Raw genomic sequence first — 24,202 nt, forward strand, 5'->3', positions numbered from 1 at the left:
GTCAACCGCATGACCTGGCGCAACCACCAGAGGCTCGCGATTGAGTTGACCCGGTCGCTGCCGCTGGGCTACCCAAATTTGGCGCCAAGCGCTGATTACGTATATGAATCGTTTTTCGCGTTGCCGCCACGTCGGAACAGGCCTTACCCGGTTCCCGATGTGGCATGATGGAGGCGCGAGGCGGTCAACCTGTGGTGGGCGGAGAGGCATTGCACGTCATCCTCGATATTTCCCGCCTCCTTTCCTGTGTTCATCGCGGGGCGCCCTCCGGTATCGACCGGGTCGAGATGGCCTATGCCAAGCGTTGGATTCAGCAGCCTCCCTCGCATTGCAGCTTCGTCGCGCAAAGCCCCTGGGGCTGGTTCGCCACCATCGCCCATGGCCAGGCCGCGGCCCTGATCGCCGCGCTGGAGGAGGCCTGGACCTCCGGATCCTCGCCACAGGCCCTGCTTACCCGGGCCCGTCGGTTGGCGGGCGCAATCCTGCTCCAGCTTTCGCTCGGGCGGGGCCGGATGGTGCTCCAGGCCACGCTCGACTCTCAGCGCCGCAGCGTGTTCCTGCTGGTGTCCCACCGATCACTGGAACGTGAAGCGCCCATCGCCGCATTGCGCCGGGCCGGGGCCCGCTTCGTGCCGCTGATCCATGACCTGATTCCGCTGACCCATCCTGAATATTCCCGGCCGCGGCAGATCGGCTGCCATGCCGCCCGCGTCGCCACCACGGCGACCCAGGCGGACGGCATCATCGTCAATTCCGCGGCCACCGCGGCCACTCTGCTGCCCCGGCTGGCGCTGCATGGCCGCTCGATGCCGCCGCTGGTCGTGGCCCCCCTCGGCATCGAGCCCGTGCCCGCCCCGCCGCCCCTGCTGCCGACCGAGCCCTATTTCGTCTGCCTCGGCACCATCGAGCCCCGCAAGAACCACCTCCTGCTGCTGCATGTCTGGCGCGAGATGGCGAATCGCACCCCGGCCGGCGCCCCGCCGCCGAAGCTGCTCGTCATCGGCCGGCGCGGCTGGGAGAACGAGAACGTGGTGGACCTGCTGGAGCGCTGCGAGATCCTGCGCGGGCCGGTGCAGGAGCTGGGCAGCCCGCCGGACCGCCAGGTCGCGGCGCTGCTCGCCGGGGCGCGCGCCGTCCTCTATCCCAGTTTCGTCGAGGGCTATGGCCTTCCCGTCGCCGAATCCCTGGGCCTCGGCGTCCCGGTCATCTGCAGCGACGTGGCCTCCCTGCGGGAGGTCGGCGGGGGGGTTCCCGAATACCTGGACCCGCTGGATGGCCCGGCCTGGCGCCGCATGATCGAGGCCTATGCCGCGCCGCGATCCCCGGCGCGGGAGGCCCAGCTGCAACGCCTCCGCCACTGGACCGCGCCACGCTGGAGCGATCATTTCGCCCAGGTGGATGCCTTGCTGGACCAGGTCGTCGGCGCCCCCCGCCCGGCCCCCCAGCGCCTTCCCCTGCCGGCCGCCCGGCACAGCCCGGTGGCGGAGCCGACCCTGGTATGAGCCGCGCCCCGGAGCCGAAGCTGCGGCGCCGGCCGGATTGCGCCATCGCCATCCTGGGCGCCGCCTGCCGGCTGCCCGGCGCCGCCGACCTCGATGCCTTCTGGAGCCTGCTCGCCGAAGGCCGCGACGCGGTCACCACCGTCCCGGCGGATCGCTTCACCCAGGCCGCCTTCGCCCATCCGCGGCAGGCCGAGGCCGGCAAGAGCTATACCTTCGCCGCCGGCACCCTGGGCGACATCGCCGGCTTCGATGCCGCCGCCTTCGGCATCTCCCCCCGCGAAGCCGCCGAGATGGACCCGCAGCAGCGCCTGCTGCTCGAGGTCGCGGCCGAGGCGCTCGAGGATGCCGGCATCCCCGCCTCCCGCCTGGCCGGCAGCGGCACCGGCGTCTTCGTCGGTGCCTCGCTGACCGATTACGGCGACCTGCGCCAGGCGGATGCGGCGGGCGGCGACCGCTACCTCATGACCGGCAGCGCCCTGTCGATCCTGGCCAACCGCATCGGCAATGTCTTCGACCTGCATGGCCCAACGCAGACCATCGACACCGCCTGCTCCTCCGCCCTGGTCGCGCTGCACTGGGCCTGCGAGGCGCTGCGGGGCGGCCGGGTGCCGGCGGCCCTGGTCGGCGGCGTGAACCTGCTGCTCTCGCCCTTCCCCTTCATCGGCTTCGCCCGTGCCGGCATGCTCTCCCCCGCCGGCCGCTGCCACGCCTTCGATGCCCGGGCGGATGGCTATGTCCGCGCCGAGGGCGCCGGCATGGTCCTGCTCAAGCGCCTGGACGATGCACTGGCCGATGGCGATGCGATCCGCGCCATCATCCTCGGCTCCGGCGTCAATGCCGCCGGCCGCACCCTCGGCCTCTCGCTGCCCAGCCAAAGCGCGCAGGCCTCGTTGCTCGAACAGGTGATGGCGGAAGCCGGCGTCGCCCCCGACCGCATCGGCTACTTCGAGGCGCATGGCACCGGCACCGCCGCCGGCGATCCGCTGGAGGCCGGCGCGCTGGGCAGCGCCATCGGCATGAAGCGGGCGGACCCGCTGCCGATCGGCTCGGTCAAGACCAACATCGGCCATACCGAACCGGCCTCCGGCATTGCCGGGCTGCTGAAGGCCATGCTGGTGCTGGAAAAGGGCCAGATCCCGGCCTCCCTGCATCATGCGACGCCCAATCCGGCCATCGACTTCGGTGGCCTCGGCCTGCGGGTCCCGACGGCGACGGAGCCGCTGCGCCGCCGCGCCCGGATGGTCACCGGGGTGAACAGCTTCGGCTTCGGCGGCACCAATGCCTGTGCCCTGCTGGCGGCGGCGCCATCCCCCCAGCCCTCCGCCGCAGCCGCCGCGAGCGAGCGGGAGATGCCGCCGCTGCTGCTCTCGGCCCGCAGCGCCACCGGCCTGAAGGCCCTGGCGCGGGACTGGCAGGCGCGCCTCGGCCAGGCCGGCGCCCTGCCGCTGCCGGCGCTGCTGCGTGGCGCGGCGCGGCACCGGGACCTGCTGCCGCATCGGCTGGCGCTGCGCGGCGCGGATCCCGCCAGCCTGGCGGCCGGCCTCGCCGCCTGGCGCGCCGGGGAAGCCGGGGCCGCCGCCGCCGGCCTGGCCGACCGCAGCGACCGGGTCGCCTTCGTCTTCAGCGGCAATGGCGCCCCCTGGCCCGGCATGGCCCAGGCGGCCTTTGCCGCGAGTGCCCCCTTCCGGGCCGCCGTCGCCGAGGCCGATGCGGCCCTCGCCCCCTGGCTCGGCTGGTCCGTGGCGGAACAGATCGCCGCCGGCGTCAGCGCCGAGGCGGTCGAGGCCACGGACCGCGCCCAGCCCCTGCTCTTCGCGGTCCAGCACGGGATCGTCGCGGCCCTCGCCGCCCAGGGCATCCGGCCGGCGCTTTGCCTCGGCCATTCCGTCGGCGAGATCGCCGCCGCCACGGCGGCAGGATTGCTGCCGCTCGATGCCGCCGCCAGGCTCATCGTCAGCCGCAGCCGGCACCAGCAGACCACCCGCGGCATCGGCCGCATGGCGGCGCTCGGCGCCCCGGCCGAGCTTGCCCTGCCGGTGCTCGCCGAATGCGGCCCGGGGCTCGAGATCGCCGCGATCAACGCGCCTGCCGCGATCACCGTGGCCGGACCGGTCGATGCGCTGCACCGCCTCGCCCAGGCCGCCGCCGCCCGGCGCTGGAGCTGGATCGCCCTCGACCTCGACCATGCCTTCCACAGCGCCGCCATGGACCCGCTGCGGGATGGCCTGCTGGCCGATCTCGAAGGCCTGGCCGCCACCGAGCCCCACCTTCCCATGGTCTCGACCGTCACCGGCGAGGTGCTGACCGCCGCCGGCTGTCCGGCCTCCTACTGGTGGCGCAACCTGAGGGAGCCGGTGGCCTTCCTGCCGGCCCTCGCCACGGCGCTGACCCATGCGCCGGGACTGTTTCTCGAGATCGGCCCCCATCCCATCCTCCAGGGCTACCTGCGGGAATCCCTGCGCGGCCTGGGCGACGAGGCAGGATACCTCGGCAGCCTTTCCCGCCGCGACCCGCCCGGCGACCCCTTCCCCGGCATCGCCGACCGCGCCTTCGCCCTGGGCGCCGACCCGCGCCAGGGCCCGGCCTTCGCCGGGGAGGCCGCGCGGCGCGGCCTGCCGCATACCCCCTTCGACCGGCAGCGCCACTGGGTCGCCGGCACCGCCGAAGCCGCCGCCCTCGCCGGGCCGCGGGCCGAGCACCGCCTGCTCGGCTTCCGCACCGGCGCCACGGCCGGGCATTGGACCCGCCACCTGGACACCACGCTCGAGCCCTGGCTCGCCGACCACCGGCTGGGCGGCACACCGGTGCTGCCGGCCGCCGCCATGCTCGACATGGCCCTTGCCGCCGCCGCGGCCTGCTTCCCCGATGCCAGGGCGCTGGAACTGACCGGCTTCGCCATCCACCAGGCCATGCCGATCGAGGCGGAGCGGGCCCGCGAGCTGCGCAGCACGGTGGGTGCCGATGGCCACTTCCGCCTCGCCAGCCGCCGCCGCCTGTCGGACGAGCCTTGGACCCTGCATGCCGAGGCACGGCTCGCTGCCCTGCCGCGCCTGCCGGAGGCCAGCCCGGACATGGCCGCGACCGGGCCGCGGCTGGAACGCGATGCCTTGCTGGAACGCGCCGCCGGCCTCGGCCTCGACTATGGCCCGGCCTTCCAGGCGGTGGCGCAGGTGGCGGTGGATGCCACCGCCGGCCTTGCCCGCGCCAGCCTGGTGCGGCCACCCGCCGCCCCGCCGGACGGCGATTTCCTGCTTCATCCCGCCCGGCTCGACGGGGCGCTGCAGGGGCTGCTCGGCCTGCTGGCGGAAGCGCCGGCCGAGCCCGGGACCGCGCTGGTGCCGGTGCGTTTCGACCGGGTGGTGCTGCGCCTCGGCGCCGCGCCGCCGGCCATCGCCGGCATCCAGGTGACCGAACGCGGCGAGCGCAGCGTCGCCGCCGATATCGTCCTGCGGGATTCCACCGGCAATGCGGTGGCCATGCTGGAAGGCTGCGCCCTGCAGCGCATCCGCCTGCCCGGCCGCGAGGATGGCAGCGCCGCCACCTTCCGGATGGATTGGCTGCCCGCCCTGCCGCCCGCCGGCACCGAGGCGCCGGAGCGGGCCGAGCTTGGCGCGCCCATCGCCGCCGCGCTCCGCCGCGACCAGAGCCTCGACCTCAGCGAGGCGGCGCTCCTGCTCGAAGGCTTCTGCGCCGCCGCCGCGCATGCGGCCCTCGGCGGCATCGCCGCGACCGGGCCCTATGCCCGCCTGCTGCTGGATGCCCTGGTCGAGGATGGCCTCGCCACCGCCGGCCCCGGCGGGCCGCGGCCGATCCCCGCCGCCGACCTGCCCAGCGCCGGGGAGATCTGGCGCCAGGTCCTGCTGGAACAGCCGGGCCTGGCGCAGGACCTCGCCTGGGCCGCCCTCGCCGCGGAACAGCTGCCGGCCGCCCTGGCCCATCGCCTCGCCGGGGAAGCCGGCACCTTGCCGCCGCCCGGCGCCGCGGGATTGCATCGCCTGGGCCAGGTGCTGGCGGAGGCGGCCGGACGCTTCGCCGCGGCCTGGCCCGAAGGCCGGCCGCTGCGGGTCCTGGAGGTCGGTGCCGGGGCCGGGCCCCTGACCGGCCTGCTGGCCGCGAGCCTGGCCGCCTCCGGCCGCCGCGTGCTGCTGGCGGCCGCCACCCTGCCCGGCCAAGCCTCCCCGCCGCAGCCCCAGGCCGAGGGCCGGATCGAGTTCAGCAGCTTCGCCTGGGATCCCGCCGGGCCGGAGGCGCCGCCGCTGGTGGCCGACCTGGTCATCGGGCTGACCGCCGGGGCGCGGCTGCGCCTCGGCGCGGGCCTGCCGGCGGCGCTGCGCCACGCGGTGGCGCCCGGCGGCGCGCTGCTGCTGGCCGAGCCGCTGCCGGGCCGGCTCTGGGATTTCTGCTGCGGCCAGGATCCGGCCTGGTGCGGCGCCGCCCCGCTGGCCGGCCCTTCCACCTGGGCCGCGGCCTTGGCGGAGGAAGGCTGGACCGCCCCGCAGGTATCGTCGCTCCGCGCCGCGCCCTGGCCGGCGCTGCTGATCGGTGCCCGCGCCGTCGCCGGAGCCACCCTCTTCGCCGCTCCCAAGCTCCGCCGGGTCGTGCTGTTCGCCGATGCCGCGGGCGCGGCCCTGCGCCCGGCCATCGCCGCGGCGCTGCAGGCGCGCGGCGCCACGGTCCTGGGCGCCCCGTCCGGCGGCGCCACCCTGGCCGAAGCCGCGACGCTGCCGCCGCATGCCCTTGCCGGCAGCCTCGTCGTGGTGCTGGCCGGCGGCGGCCCGGGCGTGACGGATCTGGCCGACAGCCTTGCCGCCATCGCCCGGCTCGCCGCCGCGGCGGAAGGCAGCGCGGCCGGCTTCTGCATCATCACCCATGACCAGTCGCGGGACCCGGCGGCGGCGGCCTGCCATGCGCTCGGCCGCGTGCTGGCGAATGAGCATCCCGGGCTGAAGCCGAGGCGCATCGACCTCGGCGCCGGCCTGGCGCCCGACCTCGCCGCCCGCCGGCTCGCCGCGGAACTGCTGACCGAGGCCGATGCGGAAGCCGAGGTCACCCTGGCCGAGACCGGCCGGCTGGTGGCCCGGCTGCGCCAGGGCCTGCCGGCCCCGCCGCCCCCCGCCGGGCCGCGCCGCCTGCTGGTCCGCCATCCCGGACAGCTCGGCAGCGTGCACTGGGCGCCACTCACCCTGCCCCCGCCCGGCCCTGGCGAGGTGCTGCTGCGGATCGAGGCGACCGGGCTGAACTTCCGCGACGTCATGTGGGCCCAGGGCCTGCTGCCGGAGGATGCGCTGCGGCCGGGCTTCGCCGGCCCCAACCTCGGCATGGAATGCGCCGGCGTGGTCGAGGCCATCGGCGAGGGCGTGGAGCTGCGCCTGGGCCAGAAGGTCTTCGGCGTCGCGCCGGCGGCGCTCGCCACCCATGCGGTGACCCGCGCCCTGGCCCTGGCGCCGCTGCCCGATGGCCTGGATCCCGCCGCCGCCGCGACCATGCCCGTCGCCGGCATGACGGCGGTCATGGCGCTCGAGGAACTCGCCCGGCTGGAGGCCGGCGAAAGGGTGCTGATCCATGGCGGCGCCGGGGCCGTCGGCCTCGCCGCGCTGCAGGTGGCCCTGGCCCGCGGCGCCCGCGTCGCCGCCAGCGCGGGCAGCGCCGCCAAGCGCGCCTTCCTCCGCGCCGCCGGGGCGGAGCTGGTGCTGGACAGCCGCGATGCCGGCTTCGCCGATGCCCTCCGCGCCCATTGGCCCGAGGGCGTGGACGTGGTGCTGAATTCCCTGGCCGGCGCGGCGATGGAACGCTCGCTCGGCCTGCTGCGGCCCTTCGGCCGCTTCATCGAGCTCGGCAAGCGGGACTTCGCCGAGGACAGCCGGGTGGCGCTGCGGCCGTTGCGGCGCAATGCCACCTATTTCGCGCTCGATGTCGACGAGGTCGCCCGCGCCCGCCCCGCCCTTGCCGCGCGGCTGCTGGGCAGCATCGCCGCCCGGCTCCGGGACGGCAGCCTGCGGCCCCTGCCCGCCACCGAATACGCCGCCGGCGAGGTCGAGGCCGCCTTCCGCAGCCTCCAGGCCAGCCAGCACATCGGCAAGCTGGTGATCCGCCCGCCGGCGCTGGTCCCCGGCGCGGCGCAGGCCTCGCCCATCACCCTGGCGGCCCGCGGCACCATCGTGGTCGTGGGCGGCGCGCAGGGCTTCGGCCTGGCCACCGCGCAATGGCTCGCCGCGCAGGGCGCCCGGCACCTGGCGCTGATCTCCCGCCGCGGCCCCGCCACGCCGGGGGCCGAGGCCGCCCTCCGCGACCTCGCCGCCCGGGGCGCGACCGCCACCCTCCATGCCTGCGATGCGACCGATGCCGAGGCGCTGGGGCGGGTGCTGCAATCCATCCGCGCCACCGCGCCGCCCATCCGCGGCCTGGTCCATGCCGCGGCCGTCGCCGGGGATGGCGCCGCCGCCCTGCTCGATGCCGGGCGGACCGCCCGCGTGCTGGCCGCCAAGCTGAGCGTCGCCGAGACCCTGGACCGCCTGACCGCCGCCGATCCGCTCGCACTCTTCCTGCTGTTCTCCTCGGCGACCCTCGCCATCGGTAATCCGGGCCAGGCCGCCTATGTCGCGGCCAATGCCGCGCTCGAAGCCCTGGCCCGCCGTCGGCGCGCGGCCGGGCGCCCGGCCATGGCCATCGGCTGGGGCCCGATCGCCGATGCCGGCATGCTGGCCGGCGACGCCGCGACCGCCGAGATCCTGCAGCGCCGCAGCGGCGCCACGCCCATGCGGGCCGGGGAGGCGCTCGACATGCTGCCCGCCCTGCTGGCCGCCGATTGCGCCGCCCCCGGCCTCGCCCGCATCGGCTGGGCCGCGGCCCGCACGACCCTGGCGGTGCTGGACGAACCCGCCTTCGAGGCCATGCGCAGCGCCGCGCCGCCGCCGGCCGAGGCGGCCGACCTGCAGGCCAGGCTGCGGGCCGCCAGCGAGCCGGAAGCGCTCGGCCTGCTGCGGGAGACCCTCGCGGCCGAGCTGGCCCGCATCCTCCGCCTGCCCGCCATCGCCGTCGTGGCGGAAGCGCCCCTGGCCGGGCTCGGCCTCGACAGCCTCGGCGGCATGGAGTTGCGCACCGCGCTGGAACAGCGGCTCGGCATGCCGGTGCCGCTCAGCGGGGTGGCGGAAGGGCTCAGCCTCGATATCCTGGCGCGCCGCATCGTCGCCCAGCTGCGGACCAGCCAGCCCGAGGCGGTGGTCGCCGCGCTGCTGGCGCAGCACGAGCCGAAGGCGCCGGGCAATGGGCTGGAGGATGCGGCATGACCCAGGGATTCGGCCTCAGCGCCAGCGCCCGCGCGGCCCTGCTTTCCCGCCTCGCCCGCCGCGGCGGCACCGCCGAGCCGGAGGCGCCCGCCGAAGGACCCGGCCGCGACCTGGCGACCCTGCCCGGCATGCGCGACCTCGAGACCATGCGCGAAGCCGGCTCCGCCCTGGGGATCGAGAGCCCCTATTTCCGCCCGCATGAGGGCGTGGCCGGCGGCCGCAGCACCATCGGCACCCGCAGCACCATCAATTTCGCCTCCTACAACTACCTCGGCCTGAATGGCGATCCGCGGGTCGCCGCCGCGGCCAAGGCGGCGATCGACCGCTACGGCGTCTCGGCCTCGGCCTCCCGCCTCGCCTCCGGCGAGCGGCCGATCCATGGCGAGCTGGAGGCCGCGCTCGCCGCGCATTACGGCACCGAGGCCTGCATCACCCTGGTCAGCGGCCATGCGACCAATGTCACGGTCATCGGCAACCTGCTCGGCCCGCGCGACCTCATCCTGCACGACCGGCTGATCCACAACTCGGTGGCGGAGGGGGCACGGCTGTCCGGCGCCCGCCGCATCGCCTTCGCCCACAACGACTGGGAGGCGGCCGACCGCGAGCTGGCCGCGCAGCGCCGCCGCCATGGCCGCGCCCTGCTGGTGATCGAGGGCCACTACAGCATGGACGGCGACCTGCCGGACCTGGCCCGCTTCGCCGAGGTCGCCCGCCGGCACGATGCCCTGCTGATGGTGGACGAGGCGCATTCGATCGGCGTGCTCGGCGCCACCGGCCGCGGCATCGCCGAGCATTGCGGCGCCGATCCCGGCCTCGTCGATATCTGGATGGGGACGCTGTCGAAGACCCTCTCCTCCTGCGGCGGCTATATCGCCGGCCGGCGGCGGCTGATCGACCTGCTGCGCCATACCGCGCCGGGCTTCGTCTATTCGGTCGGCCTGGCGCCGCCCCTGGCCGCCTCCGCCCTCGAATCCCTTCGCATCCTCCAGGCCGAGCCCTGGCGGGTCGCCCGCCTGCAGGCGAATGCCGCGCTCTTTCTCCGGCTGGCACGGGAGGCCGGCTTCGACACTGGGCAGTCCGCCGGGCTCGGGATCGTGCCGATCATCCTCGGCAGCTCGGTGAAGGCGGCGCGGCTGGCCGCGGCCGCCTTCGAGGCCGGGGTGAATGTCCAGCCCATCCTCTTCCCGGTGGTGGCGGAAGGCTCGGCCCGGCTGCGGTTCTTCCTGTCCTCCGAGCATACCCCGGCGGAGATCAGCCAGAGCTGCGCCATCCTGGCCGCCGCCCGGGACGGCACCGCGATCCAGCGCGCCTCCTGACCGGCTTGCGGATCGCCCTCTTTACCCTGGAAAGCGCGCTCAGCGCGGAAGCCGTCGGCGCCTTCCTGGGCCGCCATGGCGCGGAGGTGGTGCTCATCGGCCGGTCGCTGCCCTTCCGGCCGGCGGCAGGCGGCGCCCTGCGGCAAGGCTGGCGGCACCTGCGCCGGTCCGGTCCCCGGCTGCTGCCCTATCTCTGGGTCAACTACGCCATTCCCCAGGCGCTGGGCCGTTGGAGTCGCCAGGGCAGCCTCGCGCAGCAGGCCCGCCACAGGCGGCTGCCGCTACTCGATCTCGTGGATGTGAACGACGCCGCCACCGCCGCCGCCATCCGGGCGGCCCAGCCGGATCTCCTGCTCTCGCTCCATTTCGACCAGATCTTCACGCCCGCGACCCTGGCCCTGGCGCCGCACGGCGGCATCAACCTGCACCCCTCCCTGCTGCCGCATCACCGCGGCCCGGTGCCCAGCATCTGGGCCCTGGCGGAGTCCATGCCGCGCTTCGGCGTGACGGTGCATCGGCTGGCACCGCGCATCGATGCCGGCGCGATTCTCGCGCAGGCCGCCGTGACGCTGCCGTCTGCCGTCACCGCCAGTGCCGCCGCCCGCGCCCTGCACCTGGCCGGGGTGCCGCTGCTGAGCCAGGTCCTGGCCGGCCTCGGCACCGATGCGATGACCGGCCACGAAGCCCCCCTGCTGCCCTATTGCCCCTTTCCACCCCCCGGCCTGCTGCGGGGTCTGGCGGCCCGTGGGCGCCGCCTGGTCGATGCCGCCGACCTTCGCGCCAGCTTCGGCATCGGCGGGACCGATTCGAATCTGAATCGTTTGCCTTGACCCTGGGTGACCGGGCTGCGATGACCGTCGGCGCCGTGGATAACAGAACTGAGCATGGATTTGGCCGACCGCCCGGATTCGCCTGACCATCCGGGCCGCCGCTTCCTGTTCCTGCAGGGGCCGATCTCGCCCTTTTTCGCCGAGGTCGCGGCCGGTCTCCGCGCCCTCGGCCATGCGGCCCATCGCATCAATCTCTGCCTGGGCGACAGGCTGTTCTGGCAGGGTTCCGGGGCCACGGATTTCACCGGCCGGCTGGCCGACTGGCCAGGCTTCCTCGCCGGCTTCCTCGACCGCCACCGCATCACCGACCTCGTGCTGATCGGCGAGCAGCGCCCCTACCACAAGCCGGCCATCGCCCTGGCCAAGGCGCGCGGCATCACCGTCGCGGTCACCGATTTCGGCTACCTCCGGCCCGACTGGGTGGTGCTGGAACGCGACGGGATGGGTCCCGAAAGCCATTTCCCCCTGGAGCCCGAGGCGATCCTGGCGCTGGCGGCGCAATGCCCCGCGCCGGACCTCGCCGCGCATCACCGGGACAGCTTCGCCACCCAGGCCCGCTGGGACGTGCTGTTCCACCTCGCCTCGCTGCTGCCCTGGCCCTTCCCGCATTACCAGAGCTTCCTGCTGCATCCGCCGATTCCCGCCTATCTCGGCACGGCGCTGCGGCTGCTCCTGCGGGGCCGGGAAACCCGCCAGGCGGCGGAGCGGCTGGCCGGGCTGGCGGTAGGGGGGGCGCCGCTCTTCCTCTTCGCCATGCAGATGGAGACCGATTATTCCATCCGCGCCTATTCCCGCTTTCCCGACATGGACAGCGCGCTGGCGGAGGCCATCGCCAGCTTCGCCCAGGCCGCCCCGGCCGGGGCGAAGCTGCTGGTCAAGGTCCATCCGCTGGACCCCGGCCTCAAGCGCTGGAGCCGCCGCGTCGCCCGCCTCGCCCATGATGCGGGGATCGGCGACCGGGTGCACTACCTCGGCGGCGCATTGCCGATGGAGCCCGTCATCGCGGCCTGCCGCGGCGTGGTGACGGTCAACAGCACCCTCGGGGTCCGCGCCATCGTCATGGGCCGGGCGACCATGGCGCTGGGCCAGGCCATCTATGCGGTGCCGGGGCTAAGCTGGATGGGTCCGCTGGACGCCTTCTGGACCGGGGCGCCCCCGCCGGACCCCGCCCTGGCCGAAGCCTTCATCCGCGCCATGGCCGCCTGCCTGCATGTGCGCGGCTGCTACTATTCCCGCCCGGGGCTCGATGTCGCGGTGGCGGGAGCGGTCCGGCGGCTTCACCTCGGCGCCCTGAACACGCCGCTGCCGCCGTAGCGCCGGTCATGGGTCTCCGGTCATGGGTCTAGAGCATGGCCAGCCCGCGCTTGCGCCGGGGCGGCGGGAAGGCCGCATCCAGCGCCGCCAGATCCTCCGGCGCCAGGGCCACCGCGGCGGCCGCCGCATTCAGCCGGACATGCGCCGGATCCGCCGCCTTCGGGATGCTGATCACCCCGGGCGCCCGCAGGGTCCAGGCGATGGCCACCTGGGCCGGGGTCGCCCCCAGCCGCGCCGCCACCGCCCGCAGGGCCGGGTTGCGCAGCAGCGCTCCGCCCTGGCCGACCGGGCTATAGGCCATGACCGGCATCCGCCGCCCCCGGCAGAAGGGCAGCAGGTCGAATTCCACTCCGCGGTTCTCCAGGTTGTACAGCACCTGGTCCGTCGCGCAGTCGGCCAGCCCGGCGCCCAGCTCCTCCAGGTCATCGACATCGAGGTTGGAGACGCCCCAGCGCCGGATCTTTCCCGCCGCCTGCATCCGTTCCATCGCCTGGACCGTATCCCCGAGAGGAACGGAGCCGCGCCAGTGCAGCAGATAGAGGTCGAGGGTATCGGTCCGCAGCCGCTTCAGACTGCGGTCCAGCGCGGCCTCCAGCTTCCGCCCGCCGGCATTGTGCGGATAGACCTTGGAGACGAGGAAGACCTCCTCCCGCCGGCCGGCGATCGTCTCGGCGACCACCTCCTCGGCCCCGCCCTCGGCATACATCTCGGCGGTATCGATCAGGGTCATGCCGAGGTCGAGGCCGAGCCGCAGCGCCGCAGCCTCGGCCTTCCGGTCGGAGCCGCGTTCCCCCATGTGCCAGGTGCCCTGGCCCAGCGCCGCGACGCTGGTACCATCCGCCAGCGTCACCGCCGGTATCGCCGCAGCCGCCATTCCGTCCTCCTCCGCACCCGCCTATGATCCGGCCATGCCCCGCGCCCTACCCTACCTCGCCATCCTGCTGGCCGCATCCTTGCCGGCCGTCGTCGAACCGGCCGCCGCCCAGCCGGCTGCCGAGACCATCGGCCCATGGCGCCTGGCCTGCGCCGTGGACCGGATGACCGACCGCGCCGCCTGCCTGCTCCGCCACCAGGACTGGGTGGAACGCCCGGTCAATGGCATCGGCCTGGCGCTCGAGATCATCGATCGCAACGGCCGCCTGGTTCCGGCGGTCACCGCCCGCGACCTGACGCTCGATACCGCAAGCCGCGGCCTGCTGGCCCTCAATGGCACCGCGCAGCTCCGGTTCCCGCCGAACCGGCTGTTCGAGATGCCCTGCAGCCTCGATGGCCGCTCCATCGTCTGCGCCCCGACGGCCGCCGATGCCGCCCGGGCCGAGGCCGAGCTGCTGGCCGCCGACAAGGCCCTCGTCCGCGTGGTGGGGACCGGCGCCGGGCCCACCACCGCCGAGCCGACCGAGCTGCGGCTGACCGGCACCCGCGATGCCGTCGCCCGCTATGCCCGCCAGGCGCCACCGGCCGCGGAGGCCCCCGAGGCCTCGGCCGGGGTCGAGCCCCGCGAATTGCTGCAGCGCCTGCTCCGGCTGTTCGGCAATTGACCATGCGCGCCGAGGCCTCCCTTTCCGAGCTGATCGTCGCCGTCGCCGGCGGGGACCGTGCGGCCCTGCGGTCGCTGTACCAGCAGCAGGCCACCCGCCTGTTCGGCGTGGCCAATGCCATCCTGCGCGACCGGGACGCCGCGGCGGATGCCATGCAGGATGCCTTCCTGCGGATCAGCCAGCGCGCCGGGCAGTTCGACCCCGGCCGGGGCGAGGCCTCCGCCTGGCTCGGCGGCATCGTCCGCCATGCCGCCCTGGACCTCGCCCGCAAGCGGGGACGGGAATTGCCCACGGATGACCCGAGCCTCGGCGACTCGCCGGTGGCACCGGCGGCGCTGGAAGAGGTCGCCGCCCATGCCGAGGGACGCCGCCTGCGGGACTGCCTGGGCGCGCTGGACGAGAAGAACCGCAAGGGCATCCTGCTCGCCTTCGTGCATGGGCTGTCGCATGCCCAGGTCGCGGCGAAGCTCGATCTGCCGTTGGGCACGGTGAAGGCCTGGATCCGGCGCGGCCTGCTGCAACTGCGGGAATGCCTCGCATGATCCCGACCGATCCGCAGGAGCGCGACCTCCTCGCCGGCGAATACGTCCTCGGCACGCTGGATGCCCGTGCCGCGGCGGAAGTGGCCGAGGCCCTGGCGCAGGATGCCCCCCTGCGCGCCGCCGTCGCCGCCTGGGAGGCCCGGCTGGCCCCGCTGACCGTTCTCGCCCCGCCCGAGGCGCCGCCGCCGGACCTCTGGGACCGCATCGAGGAAAGCCTGCCCGGCAGCGCCACGCCGGTCCGTTCGGCTCCGGTCCGCTCGCCGCCCGCCAGGACACCGCGTTGGGGCCGCCGCTTGTGGCAAGGCTGGGCGATCGGGGCGAGCGCCCTCGCCGCCGGGCTGGCCGCCTTCATCCTGGTGCGCCCGGCCGAGGCCCCCCGTCTGATGACCGTCCTGCTGACCCAGCGGGACCAGCCCGCCTGGGTGGTCGAGGCGGATCGCGCCGGCGGTCTCCGCCTCGCCTCGCTCAACCCGCGCCCGGTCGAGCCGGACCGGGTCATGCAGCTCTGGGCCCTGCCGCCGGGGGCGACGGCGCCGACCTCGCTCGGCCTGGTTCCCGAGGGCGGCCGCATGTCGGTCACGCCGAGCACGATCCGGCCGCAGCCCGGCATGCTCATCGAGATCAGCCTGGAGCCCCCGGGCGGATCCCCGACCGGGCGCCCGACCGGCCCCATCCTGTTCATCGGCCGACTGACGAGCGCGGCTGCGAGCTGACCGCGCCGCTGCCGCAAAACCGGACTAAAATTTCATGTGTTTCAGAATGATTTTTCGGTAAATCTTCGATACGGCTTTTAAGTGCCGCGTCGCTCCCGCGGCGTCCGACCGCCCTTCCGCCACCTGGAGTGACGTAATGCCCGACGCTGGTCCGAAAGCCTCCGCCGTGCCGGGATTCGGGGCAGGCCAGGTGCCGGCCGGGAGCAATGCCCTTGCCGCGTCCCGGCCCCGGAAGCGCGATGCCGCGCAGGACAGGGACCAGCCGAATGCCCTGTCCCAGTTGATCCAGGGCGGCGTCCTGCTGGGCGTGCTGATCCTGCTGTTCGTCCTGGCCGGGTTCCGCGGCTGATCGCGTCCTGGTGATCACCGGACGCGCATCCAGTTTCCATCGGCTTCCGTAACGCAGGCAGCGGCGCCGATCCGGCGGCCGCGCCACCGTCGGAGATGCCGCCATGACCCTCGCCTTCCGCAGCCTGCTTGCCGCCGGCACCGCCCTGCTCCTCACCGCCGGTACCGCCGGTGCCGCGACGCTGGTCGGCCTCACTGCCGACAATCATCTCGTGCGGATCGACAGCGAGACCCGCCGCGCCGCGGCGCCTGTCCGGGTCACCGGCCTCGAGGGCAAGCTGCTCGGCATCGATGTCCGCCCCGCCGACATGAAGCTCTATGGCCTGACCGATGCCGGGCAGATCGTCACCATCGATGCGATGACCGGCCGCGCCACCCAGGTCAGCCGCCTGTCCGAGCGCTTCGAGAGCGGCGGCCGCGCCACCGTCGACTTCAACCCGGTGGCCGACCGCCTGCGCGTCATGGGCATGGGCGGCGTCAACTTCCGCATCAACGTCGAGACCGGCGCGGTGGTGAAGGACGGCCAGCTCAAGTACCAGGCCGGCACGCCCTGGGCCGAGACCACGCCGCGGGTCGTCGCCGGCGCCTATACCAACAGCATGCCGGGCGCGACGGCGACGATGCTCTATACGGTCGATACCCTGTCCCGCAGCCTGAACCTGCAGGCGCCGCCGAACGACGGCGTGCAGCAGCCGAAGGGTGAGATCGCCGCCAGCCTGCCGGTCGGCGTCGCCTTCGACATCATCGCCCAGTCGGGCGGGATGAACATGGCGGTACTGCTGGCCTCCGGCACGCTGCACCACGTGGACCTCGCCAGCGGCAAGGCGACGACGGTCGGCGCCGTGGCGGGCCTGCCGCAGGCCGAGGTCATCGACATCGCGGCGATGAATTGAGCCGAAGCGGGGCGGCGGCAGCCGCCGCCCCGCCCGGTATCAGAAGCCGACGAGGTCGCCGCCCTTCAGCGCCAGCATCTGCCGCGCCTCGGCCGGGGTGGCGATCTCGAGGCTGAGTTCCTCGAGGATGCGGCGGATCTTCGCCACCTGCTCGGCATTGCTCTTCGCCTGCACGCCCTTGCCGAGCCACAGCGAGTCTTCCAGCCCGACGCGGACGTTGCCCCCGAGCAGGCCCGCCATGGTGGTGAAGGGCATCTGGTTGCGCCCTGCCGCCAGCACCGACCAGACGTAGTCCTTGCCGAACAGCCGGTCCGCCGTTTCCTTCATGAACATCAGGTTGCGCGGCTCGGCGCCGAGCCCGCCCAGGATGCCGAAGATGGTCTGGGTGAAGAGCGGCGGCTCCACCACCTTGCGGTCCAGCATATGCGCCAGGTTGTAGAGGTGGCCGACGTCGTAGCACTCGAATTCGAAGCGCGTGCCATGGCCCTTGCCGAGCCGCTCGACGATCTGCTCGATGTCCTTGAAGGTGTTGCGGAAGATGAAGTCCGTGGTGCCCTCCAGGTAGGGCCGCTCCCACTCGTGCTTGAAATTCTTGATCCGCGCGGCGCTGCCCGAGATGTTGAAATTCATCGAGCCCATGTTGAGCGAGCACATCTCCGGCTTCGCCTGCAGCGGCGCCGCCAGCCGCTCATCCACCGTCATGCCGAGGCCGCCGCCGGTGGTGATGTTGATCACCGCATCGGTCGATTGCTTGATGACCGGCAGGAACTGCATGAAGACCTTGGGGTCCGGCGTCGGCCGCCCGTCGATCGGGTCGCGCGCATGCAGATGGATGATCGCCGCGCCCGCCTCGGCCGCGGCGATGGACTGCTCGGCGATCTCCTGCGGGGTGATCGGCAGGTAGTCGGACATGCTCGGGGTATGGATCGCCCCCGTGACCGCGACGCTGATGATGACCTTGGCCATGGCGATTGAGCCTCCCGTTTGCCGGCCGCACTATCGGGGCGAAGGGGGGCCGAGGGAAGCGGGCAGCGGGTAATTCGGGATCCCCGCCGGGCGAGGCACGGGCCGGGTCGCACCCCCGGGTCGCACCCCCGGGGCTCACACTCCGGTAACTCCGGCCCCGCTATAGCCTGGCGTCGAAGCCGAGTATTCGATGCGCCGTTCCCGCCACCCCACCCTCCCCCGAGCCACCCTGCTGCCGCGCGACCTGCTGCCTGCCGGCCTGCTCCTGCTGGGCATGACCGCGGCCCTGGCCGTGGAGGCCTTGCGGCCGCGGGCCGGGCTTGCGGTCTATGCGATCCTCCTGCCCGACCAGCCGGTGCAGGGGCCCAATGCTTCGGCCCAGGATACGCCGGTCGAGACTTCCTTGCCGGCGGATTGGCGGATCAGGCGCGTCGCCACCGCCTGGCCGCTGACCATCCTGCTGCTCGATCGGCTGCCGGAGGCGCCGGCCAGCGGCGTCGCCGGGCTGCGCGCCACGCTCGGGGCCGCCCTGCTGGTCTCCCTCCCGACCGGCGCGGATTGCGCCCGGCCTGCCGAATAGGATCGCCCCGATGGACCTGCTGCCGCTGCAACGCATGACTGCCTGGATCGTCGTCGCCAGCCTCTGGGCCTTGCTGCCGATCACCGTGCTGGCGGCATTGCTGGCGGGCGAAGGCCCCTGGCTTGTCGGCGGGATCGCCGGCGTTTCTGCGGTGGCGGCGACGCTGGCCGCCTGGCGCGATGCGGCGGCACCCGCCACCCGGCTGACCGGCGCCGCAGCCCTGGTCTGCGCCATCTCGGCGCTGGTCGCCGCCGTGCCGCCCGCCTACCGCGGCGACATGCACATGCTGTACTTCGCCGGCTTGGCGATGCTGTCGGCCTTCTGCGACATGCGGCCGATCATCCTGGCGACGCTGGCGACGGCGGTGCACCACCTCGGCCTTGGCCTGCTGCTGCCGCTTGCGGTCTTTCCCGATGCCGCCGGGGTGCCGGTCCGCATCGCCATCCATGCGGTGATCCTGGTCGCCGAGGCGGCGGCGCTGGCCTGGATGGTGACCACCCTGCGCCGCATCGCCGCCGCCTCCGTCGCCGCCTCGGAGGATCGTGCGGCCGCGGCGCGGCGCGACGGCGCGGCGGCGGCGGAGGCGCTGCAGCATGCCGAGGCGCAGATCGGCCGGGACGGCGCAGCCATGCGGCAGCGCCTCGCCGTTCAGGTGGAAGCGGCGATCGGCGGCGTCGCCACCACCATGAGCGCCCATGCGGCCGCGCTGGACGGCGCCTCGCGTGCCCTGTCGGGTGCCGCCCTGGGCGCCCTGCGGGAGATGGAGCTGGCCACCTCGGGCTCGGCCGATGCCGCAGCCGAGGTCAATGCCGTCGCCAGTTCCGCCGAGGAATTGGCCGGCTCGGTCGAGCAGGTGGCGCAGCAGGCCCTCCAGGCCATGCAGGTCGCGCAGGTGGCGACCGAGCGCGCCGGTGCCACCGACGCCACCATCCGCAGCATGGCGGAGGCCGCGGCGCGGATCGGCGACGTGGTGAAGCTGATCGGCGACATCGCGGCGCAGACCAACCTCCTGGCGCTGAACGCGACGATCGAGGCCGCACGGGCCGGCGAGGCCGGCAAGGGCTTCGCCGTGGTGGCGTCCGAGGTCAAGGCGCTGGCCAGCCAGACCGCCAGGGCCACCGAGGAGATCGGCACCCAGGTTGCGGCGATCCGCACCACCACCGATGCGGCGGTCGAGGCCATTCAGGGAATCGGCGCCATCGTCAGCGATATCGGGCAGACCGCCCAGGGCATCGCGGCCGGGATCGAGGCGCAGCGGACCGCCACCCAGGCCAGTGCCGCCGTGCTGACGCGCATCTCCACCAGCGCCACCTCCGCCGCGGCAGCGGTCGACCGGGCGCGGGGCGAGATGGCGCAGTTCGGCCGCGCGGTCGATACCATCGAGCAGGCGGTCACCGAGCAGGAACGGCAGATCGCGGTGCTGCGCCGCGAGACCGCCGCCGCGGCCTCCGGACTGCGCGCCGCCTGAGGTGCTTCACGCGCGGCACCGGCCGCGCAAGACTGCGGCGGATGGACTTCGTCGCCGATTGGCCCGCCTTCGCCCTGCCTGATCCGCTCGCGCTGTGGTGGCTGCTGGGTGCCGCGCTGGCCGGTGGCCTGGCGCGGGGCTTCTCCGGCTTCGGCGCGGCGCTGATCTTCGTTCCCCTGGCCTCCGTCGCACTCGGGCCACGCGCCGCAGCGCCCTTGATGCTGCTGGTGGAGGTCCTGGCCATCCTCGTCCTGACACCCGCCGCCTGGAAGCTGGCGGACCGGCCGCAGGTCGGCGTGCTGGCCCTCGGCGCGGCGGTCGGCACGCCGCTCGGCGCCGCCATCCTGCTGCGGGCCGATCCCCTGGCGCTGCGCTGGGGCGTGACGGCGGCGGTCCTCGGCCTGCTCGCCCTGCTGGTATCCGGCTGGCGCTTCCGCGGCCGCCCGCTCGTGCCGGCGACGCTCGGCGTCGGGCTGGTGGCGGGGCTGCTGGGCGGCGTCGCCATGGTCAGCGGTCCGCCGGTCATGGCCTATCTGCTGGGGCAGCCGGGCAATGCGCGGTCGGTGCGCGCCTCCTTCGGCCTGTTCCTCGCGGCCGGCGGCATCCTCGCCGGCCTCACCTATGCGGCGACCGGCCTGCTGACCACGGCGCTGGCCGCGCCCTTCCTGGTGGCGCTGCCGGTCTATGGCCTCGGCATCTGGCTCGGCACCCGGATGTTCGGCCTGGCCAGCGAGCGGAGCTTCCGCCTCGGCTGCTATGCGATGATCGCCCTGGCGGCCCTGCTCGGCCTGCCGCTCTGGGATGGCATCTTGCGGTAGCCGCCGCCGCGCCCGATCCTGCGGCGACAGTCAGGGAGATGCGCGATGGGAGGCTATTCGCCACGGGAATTCGAGGCGCTGCGCTGGCATGACGCCACCCCGGGTTTCGCCACCGGCCGGGATACCCCCCGCGCCTATCTGGAACGCTGCCTCGAGACCATTGCCGCGCGGGAGCCGGTGGTGCAGGCCTGGGTGGTCCGCAACGAGTCCGGCGCCCGCGCCGCCGCCGATGCCAGCACCGCCCGCTGGCGCGAGGGCCGGCCGCTCTCGCCGATCGACGGCATGCCGATCGGCATCAAGGACCTGCTGGAAACCCGCGACATGCCGACGCAGATGGGCTGCGCCGGGTACCAGGGCAATTTCCCCAAGCGCGACAATGCGGCCATCTGGGCGCTGCGCCAGGCCGGCGCGGTGGTGCTGGGCAAGACCGTCACCACGGAGCTCGGCGGCACCCATCCCGGCCCGACCACCAATCCCTTCGATGCCGGCCATACGCCCGGCGGCTCCTCCTCGGGCTCGGCCGCTGCGGTGGGTGCGCGGATGGTGCCGGCGGCCATCGGCACCCAGGTCGGCGGTTCCATCATCCGACCGGCGGCCTATTGCGGCAATGTCGCGCTGAAGCCGACCCAGGGCGGGATCAACCGTGGCGAGCGGCAGGCGACCAGCCAGAGCACCCATGGCGTCCATGCCGGCTGCATCGAGGACATGTGGCAGACCGCCATCGAGATCGCCGCCCGCTGCGGCGGCGACCGCGGCGGGCCCGGGCTGATGGGCCCCGCCACGCCGCCGGCCGCGGTGAAGCCGGAACGCCTCATCCTCATGGAATCCGAAGGCTGGCCGATCCTGGACGCCGCCAGCCGCACCGCCTTCGAGACCTTGCTTGAAAGCCTGCGCGCCGCCGGCATCAGCATCCTCACCCGGCGCGACCATCCGCTGATCGAAGCCTTCGAGCAGGGCATCGCCGAGGGCCGCGCCATCGCCGGCGCCATCACCGGCTGGGAAAATCGCTGGGGCCAGCGCGCCCTGCTCGACCAGAATCCGGAGGGGATCAGCGCCCGCGGCCAGGCCGGCCTCGCCAAGGCCGAGGCCATGCGTCCGGCCGACTATGCCGCCGCCCTGGCCCGGCGGGAGGAGGCCCAGGCCCGCTTCGCCTGCATCGCTCCGCTGGCCGATGCCGTCATCAGCCTCGCCTGCCCCGGCCCGGCCCCGGCCTGGGCCGGCGATCTCCCCGGCCAGCCGCTGGTGCCGCGCCCGACCGGGGATGCGGTCTTCAACATCCCCTCCTCCATGCTCTTCGCCCCGGCGGTGACCATGCCCTTGCTGGCGGTCGGCGGCCTGCCGGTCGGCGTGCAGCTCATGGGCCAGATGCACCAAGATGCGCGGATGACGGGCCTCGCCCGCTGGATGCTCGGCGCCGTTGCACCGGTCGTGGCGTAAATGGCCGCGCGGTAACCAGAACGGCAACCGGATCGGTCCTGCGGTGTTGCGCTTCCGAGAGAAGGGGAGCGTAGGCGATGCGGTACCACGGGTTGATTCTTGCGGGCTTGCTGGCGGCGGGCGGGGCTTCGGCACAGCAGGCGCCGTCCCTGCTCTATACCCAGCCGCTGGCCCCGGCCGCGGTGACCCAGGTGCAGGAACGCCTGCGCCAGGCGGGCAATTACGCCGGCCGTCCCGACGGTGTCTGGGGCCCGGATAGCCAGGCGGCGCTGGAGCGCTTCCAGCAGAGCCGCGGCCTGCAGGTCTCCGGCCAGCTCAACCAGGCGACGGCGGCAACCCTTGGCCTCGGCCCCTCCGAGCTGCTCGCCGCCGGCCCGACCGCCGGTCCCGCCTCTGGCACGCCGGCGGCGCTGGCGACGGATCCGCTGAGCCCGGCCGCCGTCCGCAACATCCAGGGAAGGCTGCGGGCGATGAATTTCTATCGCGGCGCGGTCGATGGCGCCTGGGGCGCCGGGACGCAGTCCGCCATCGAGCGCTTCCAGCAGGGTCGCGGCCTGCAAGCGACCGGGCAGGTCAATCCGGCGACCGCCGCCGCCCTCGGCCTCGATCCCAACAACCTGGCGGCGCCCGTCCGCTAAGGCCGTTATCAACGCTTTCTTCGCCATTCCCCGCTTATGGTCTGCGGGCTGCGGTCAGGGCCGCGCCCACAGGCCAGCGGGTATCGATCGAGGCATGTCCAGACCGACCGATGACGTGAAGAACTGGATGACCATGTTCCGCTGGATCGTGAAGGTCATCCGCGACGAATACGGCATCGACGAGGCCAAGCTCACCCGCCACGCGGCGTTGGAAAACGAGCTCGGCCTCGGCATGGAACAGGTCGAGGAAGTCCTCGGCTTCATCGACCAGAGCTTCGAGATCCGCTTTCCCGCAGGCACCCTCGACGAGGTCCTGCGGCTGGAGGAGCTCTGCATGCTCGCAAGTTGGCTGAAGGGCCTCTACAAGCGGCCGGAATTCATCTCGGATGGTTTCGAGACGCAGTGCCGTGCCGCCAATCCCGGCATGGCCTGATCAGGGCGCCGGACGCACGCCCATGGCGATGGTGCGCTCATCCATCCGCGGCTCATGCGTCAGGCCGCGCCGATGCGCCCAGGTATTCACGTATTGCACGAGCTGGATCATCGGCACCTCCGTGGCATAGAGCGCCACCGCCTCCCGCCAGACCGCCTCGCGCGCCGCATCATCCATCGTCGACGCGCCGCGGACCAGCAGCGCATCGAAGCGCGGGTCCGAATGCCGCGTCATGTTGGAGGCCCCGGTCAGCTTCTGCCGGTCGTAGGTCGAGACGATCGCCAGGAGATAATTCGATCCCTCCCCGCTCGAGCTGCCCCAGGCACCCAGTTGCATCGCATGATCCTGGCGCGAGCGGCGCGGCACGAAGGCGGCGAAGGGCATGGCATCGACCTGCGTCCGCACGCCGATCCGCGTCCACATCTGCGCCACCGCCTGGGACAACCGGCTGTCGTTCGGCCAGCGGTCGTTCGGGGTCGCCAGGGTCAGGCGGAAGCCCTCGGGGAAGCCGGCCTCGGTCAGCAGCCGCTTCGCGCCCTCCGGGTCGAAACCGGCCGGCTTCACCTCGGGGTTGAAGCCGAAGGCGCCGCGCGGCAGCCATTGGGCGGTGGCCTCGGCCGCGCCCTCCATCACCCGCTCCACCAAGGCATCGCGGTTGATCGCCATCGACAGCGCACGCCGCACCCGCACGTCGAGGAAGGGATTCTGCGGCAGCGGCGCGCCGGCATTGTCGGTGACCAGCGGCGAGGGTCCCGGGCGCGAGTAGTCCGGCGAGAGGAAGACCGTCCGCACGCTCGGGATATCGGTCACCACCAGCTTCGGGTCGCGCCGCAGCCGCGCCAGGTCGCTGGTCGGGATCTGCTCGATCAGGTCGACGTCGCCGGCCAGCAGCGCCGCTGTCCGCGCGCCGTCGTTCAGCAGGAAGCGGACATTGACCCGCGCCCAGGGCTCCTTCGGCCCCCAGTAATTCTCGTTCCGCACCAGCTCGACCCGGTCGCCTGACCGCCAGGCGGCGAGGCGATAGGGGCCGGTGCCGATACCGGCGCGGCCACCGTTGAACTCCTCGGTCGAGGCGCCTTCCGCCGCATGCCGGGCGATGATGCTGACCGAGGCGAGGTCGAGCGGCAGCAGCGGATGCGGCTGGCGGGTATGGATACGGATTGTATGGCTATCGACGACTTCATTTCGCTCGATGGACCGCAGGAAGCCGCCGAAGCCGCCGGGGCTATTGGGCACATCCGGCACTCGGCCGAAGGTGAAGACGACGTCGTCCGCGGTGAAGGGCTTGCCGTCGTGCCAGGTGACGCCCCGGCGCAGCTTGAATTCCCAGAGAGTATCGCTGATCGCCCTATAGCTCTCGGCCAGCGAGGCATAAGGCCGCGCCACCCCGTCCCGGTCCACCAGCCGGTCGAAGATATGCATCCCCAGCGCATTGTTGGGGCCGAGGTTGTGGTAGTGCGGATCGATGGTGGTGACCACGGCGGCATTGCCGAGGGTCAGCGTTTGGGCGGCAACGGCCGGCGCCCAGAGGACGCAGGCCGCCAGCATGGTCTTTCGCAACATTGAACGCTCCCGGGCTT

19 protein-coding genes are annotated in these 24,202 nt (G+C 73.5%); 16 read left to right on the plus strand and 3 right to left on the minus strand.

Annotated elements, in window-relative coordinates; genetic code table 11:
- Positions 1-209: 209 nt before the first annotated feature.
- From AC0IW9_RS06420 to AC0IW9_RS06440, 5 genes are read left to right on the plus strand one after another with little or no spacing between them, the layout of a single operon-like run.
- Positions 210-1,502 (plus strand): glycosyltransferase family 4 protein, encoded by a 1,293-nt coding sequence (locus tag AC0IW9_RS06420; protein WP_471647380.1) that lies wholly within the window; start codon positions 210-212, stop codon positions 1,500-1,502.
- The gene (locus tag AC0IW9_RS06425; protein ID WP_471647381.1) at positions 1,499-8,788 is read left to right on the plus strand and encodes an SDR family NAD(P)-dependent oxidoreductase; all 7,290 of its coding nucleotides are present in this window, start codon (positions 1,499-1,501) and stop codon (positions 8,786-8,788) included. Before AC0IW9_RS06420 ends, AC0IW9_RS06425 begins: the two co-directional genes overlap by 4 nt.
- Positions 8,785-10,104, plus strand: coding sequence for an aminotransferase class I/II-fold pyridoxal phosphate-dependent enzyme (locus AC0IW9_RS06430; protein WP_471647382.1), 1,320 nt, complete (start codon positions 8,785-8,787; stop codon positions 10,102-10,104). The genes AC0IW9_RS06425 and AC0IW9_RS06430 overlap by 4 nt, the downstream gene beginning before the upstream one ends.
- A gap of 5 nt (positions 10,105-10,109) precedes the next feature.
- Positions 10,110-10,934: a formyltransferase family protein gene (locus AC0IW9_RS06435; RefSeq protein ID WP_471647383.1), complete on the plus strand. Its 825-nt coding sequence runs from the start codon at positions 10,110-10,112 to the stop codon at positions 10,932-10,934.
- A 54-nt stretch (positions 10,935-10,988) separates the two neighbouring features.
- Positions 10,989-12,248 (plus strand): capsule biosynthesis protein, encoded by a 1,260-nt coding sequence (locus AC0IW9_RS06440; RefSeq protein ID WP_471647384.1) that lies wholly within the window; start codon positions 10,989-10,991, stop codon positions 12,246-12,248.
- A gap of 28 nt (positions 12,249-12,276) precedes the next feature.
- Here the strand turns inward: AC0IW9_RS06440 and AC0IW9_RS06445 are convergent, their stop codons facing one another.
- Entirely contained in the window at positions 12,277-13,122 is an 846-nt protein-coding gene (locus AC0IW9_RS06445) for an aldo/keto reductase (protein WP_471647385.1), read from the minus strand.
- A gap of 34 nt (positions 13,123-13,156) precedes the next feature.
- Here AC0IW9_RS06445 and AC0IW9_RS06450 point away from each other — a divergent pair, with 34 nt between their 5' ends.
- From AC0IW9_RS06450 to AC0IW9_RS06470, 5 genes are all read left to right on the plus strand, one after another.
- Positions 13,157-13,786 (plus strand): hypothetical protein, encoded by a 630-nt coding sequence (locus AC0IW9_RS06450; RefSeq protein ID WP_471647386.1) that lies wholly within the window; start codon positions 13,157-13,159, stop codon positions 13,784-13,786.
- 2 nt (positions 13,787-13,788) lie between these two features.
- A complete protein-coding gene (locus AC0IW9_RS06455) occupies positions 13,789-14,328 on the plus strand; it encodes a sigma-70 family RNA polymerase sigma factor (RefSeq protein ID WP_471647387.1) in 540 nt (179 codons plus the stop codon).
- Positions 14,325-15,041 carry an anti-sigma factor gene (locus AC0IW9_RS06460; RefSeq protein WP_471647388.1) on the plus strand — a complete coding sequence of 239 codons (717 nt, stop codon included), beginning with the start codon at positions 14,325-14,327 and terminating at the stop codon, positions 15,039-15,041. The genes AC0IW9_RS06455 and AC0IW9_RS06460 overlap by 4 nt, the downstream gene beginning before the upstream one ends.
- A gap of 136 nt (positions 15,042-15,177) precedes the next feature.
- The gene (locus AC0IW9_RS06465) at positions 15,178-15,390 is read left to right on the plus strand and encodes a hypothetical protein (RefSeq protein ID WP_471647389.1); all 213 of its coding nucleotides are present in this window, start codon (positions 15,178-15,180) and stop codon (positions 15,388-15,390) included.
- Positions 15,391-15,493: 103 nt separating this feature from the next.
- Positions 15,494-16,282, plus strand: a complete 789-nt coding sequence (locus AC0IW9_RS06470; protein WP_471647390.1) for a DUF4394 domain-containing protein — start codon at positions 15,494-15,496, stop codon at positions 16,280-16,282.
- Positions 16,283-16,321: 39 nt separating this feature from the next.
- Here AC0IW9_RS06470 and kce read toward each other — a convergent pair whose 3' ends face one another.
- Positions 16,322-17,248, minus strand: coding sequence for a 3,5-dioxohexanoate:acetyl-CoA acetone transferase (gene kce / locus AC0IW9_RS06475; RefSeq protein ID WP_471647391.1), 927 nt, complete (start codon positions 17,246-17,248; stop codon positions 16,322-16,324).
- A gap of 190 nt (positions 17,249-17,438) precedes the next feature.
- On the opposite strand from kce, the gene AC0IW9_RS06480 reads away from it, so the two are divergent.
- From AC0IW9_RS06480 to AC0IW9_RS06505, 6 genes are all read left to right on the plus strand, one after another.
- Complete coding sequence (locus AC0IW9_RS06480) at positions 17,439-17,828, plus strand: hypothetical protein (RefSeq protein WP_471647392.1); 390 nt, start codon at positions 17,439-17,441, stop codon at positions 17,826-17,828.
- Between the two features lie 10 nt (positions 17,829-17,838).
- Positions 17,839-19,296 (plus strand): methyl-accepting chemotaxis protein, encoded by a 1,458-nt coding sequence (locus AC0IW9_RS06485; RefSeq protein ID WP_471647393.1) that lies wholly within the window; start codon positions 17,839-17,841, stop codon positions 19,294-19,296.
- A gap of 41 nt (positions 19,297-19,337) precedes the next feature.
- The gene (locus AC0IW9_RS06490; protein ID WP_471647394.1) at positions 19,338-20,114 is read left to right on the plus strand and encodes a sulfite exporter TauE/SafE family protein; all 777 of its coding nucleotides are present in this window, start codon (positions 19,338-19,340) and stop codon (positions 20,112-20,114) included.
- Between the two features lie 45 nt (positions 20,115-20,159).
- Positions 20,160-21,551, plus strand: a complete 1,392-nt coding sequence (locus AC0IW9_RS06495; protein WP_471647395.1) for an amidase — start codon at positions 20,160-20,162, stop codon at positions 21,549-21,551.
- A gap of 92 nt (positions 21,552-21,643) precedes the next feature.
- Entirely contained in the window at positions 21,644-22,189 is a 546-nt protein-coding gene (locus tag AC0IW9_RS06500; RefSeq protein WP_471647396.1) for a peptidoglycan-binding domain-containing protein, read from the plus strand.
- Between the two features lie 94 nt (positions 22,190-22,283).
- Positions 22,284-22,622, plus strand: coding sequence for an acyl carrier protein (locus AC0IW9_RS06505; protein ID WP_471647397.1), 339 nt, complete (start codon positions 22,284-22,286; stop codon positions 22,620-22,622).
- On the opposite strand, the gene AC0IW9_RS06510 is transcribed toward AC0IW9_RS06505, so the two are convergent.
- Entirely contained in the window at positions 22,623-24,185 is a 1,563-nt protein-coding gene (locus AC0IW9_RS06510; protein ID WP_471647398.1) for an ABC transporter substrate-binding protein, read from the minus strand.
- Between the last annotated feature and the right edge of the window lie 17 nt (positions 24,186-24,202).

The organism is Belnapia sp. AC561, from assembly GCF_979252845.1.

Excerpts from the sequence above, each read along its gene's own strand:
- AC0IW9_RS06490 (WP_471647394.1), top strand. The coding sequence starts at position 19,338 with ATGGACTTCGTCGCCGATTGGCCCGCCTTCGCCCTGCCTGATCCGCTC.
- AC0IW9_RS06510 (WP_471647398.1), bottom strand. The coding sequence starts at position 24,185 with ATGTTGCGAAAGACCATGCTGGCGGCCTGCGTCCTCTGGGCGCCGGCC.
- AC0IW9_RS06440 (WP_471647384.1), top strand. The coding sequence starts at position 10,989 with ATGGATTTGGCCGACCGCCCGGATTCGCCTGACCATCCGGGCCGCCGC.
- AC0IW9_RS06480 (WP_471647392.1), top strand. The coding sequence starts at position 17,439 with ATGCGCCGTTCCCGCCACCCCACCCTCCCCCGAGCCACCCTGCTGCCG.
- AC0IW9_RS06430 (WP_471647382.1), top strand. The coding sequence starts at position 8,785 with ATGACCCAGGGATTCGGCCTCAGCGCCAGCGCCCGCGCGGCCCTGCTT.
- AC0IW9_RS06425 (WP_471647381.1), top strand. The coding sequence starts at position 1,499 with ATGAGCCGCGCCCCGGAGCCGAAGCTGCGGCGCCGGCCGGATTGCGCC.
- AC0IW9_RS06450 (WP_471647386.1), top strand. The coding sequence starts at position 13,157 with ATGCCCCGCGCCCTACCCTACCTCGCCATCCTGCTGGCCGCATCCTTG.
- AC0IW9_RS06495 (WP_471647395.1), top strand. The coding sequence starts at position 20,160 with ATGGGAGGCTATTCGCCACGGGAATTCGAGGCGCTGCGCTGGCATGAC.
- AC0IW9_RS06460 (WP_471647388.1), top strand. The coding sequence starts at position 14,325 with ATGATCCCGACCGATCCGCAGGAGCGCGACCTCCTCGCCGGCGAATAC.
- AC0IW9_RS06445 (WP_471647385.1), bottom strand. The coding sequence starts at position 13,122 with ATGGCGGCTGCGGCGATACCGGCGGTGACGCTGGCGGATGGTACCAGC.
- kce (WP_471647391.1), bottom strand. The coding sequence starts at position 17,248 with ATGGCCAAGGTCATCATCAGCGTCGCGGTCACGGGGGCGATCCATACC.
- AC0IW9_RS06465 (WP_471647389.1), top strand. The coding sequence starts at position 15,178 with ATGCCCGACGCTGGTCCGAAAGCCTCCGCCGTGCCGGGATTCGGGGCA.
- AC0IW9_RS06505 (WP_471647397.1), top strand. The coding sequence starts at position 22,284 with ATGTCCAGACCGACCGATGACGTGAAGAACTGGATGACCATGTTCCGC.
- AC0IW9_RS06455 (WP_471647387.1), top strand. The coding sequence starts at position 13,789 with ATGCGCGCCGAGGCCTCCCTTTCCGAGCTGATCGTCGCCGTCGCCGGC.
- AC0IW9_RS06485 (WP_471647393.1), top strand. The coding sequence starts at position 17,839 with ATGGACCTGCTGCCGCTGCAACGCATGACTGCCTGGATCGTCGTCGCC.
- AC0IW9_RS06470 (WP_471647390.1), top strand. The coding sequence starts at position 15,494 with ATGACCCTCGCCTTCCGCAGCCTGCTTGCCGCCGGCACCGCCCTGCTC.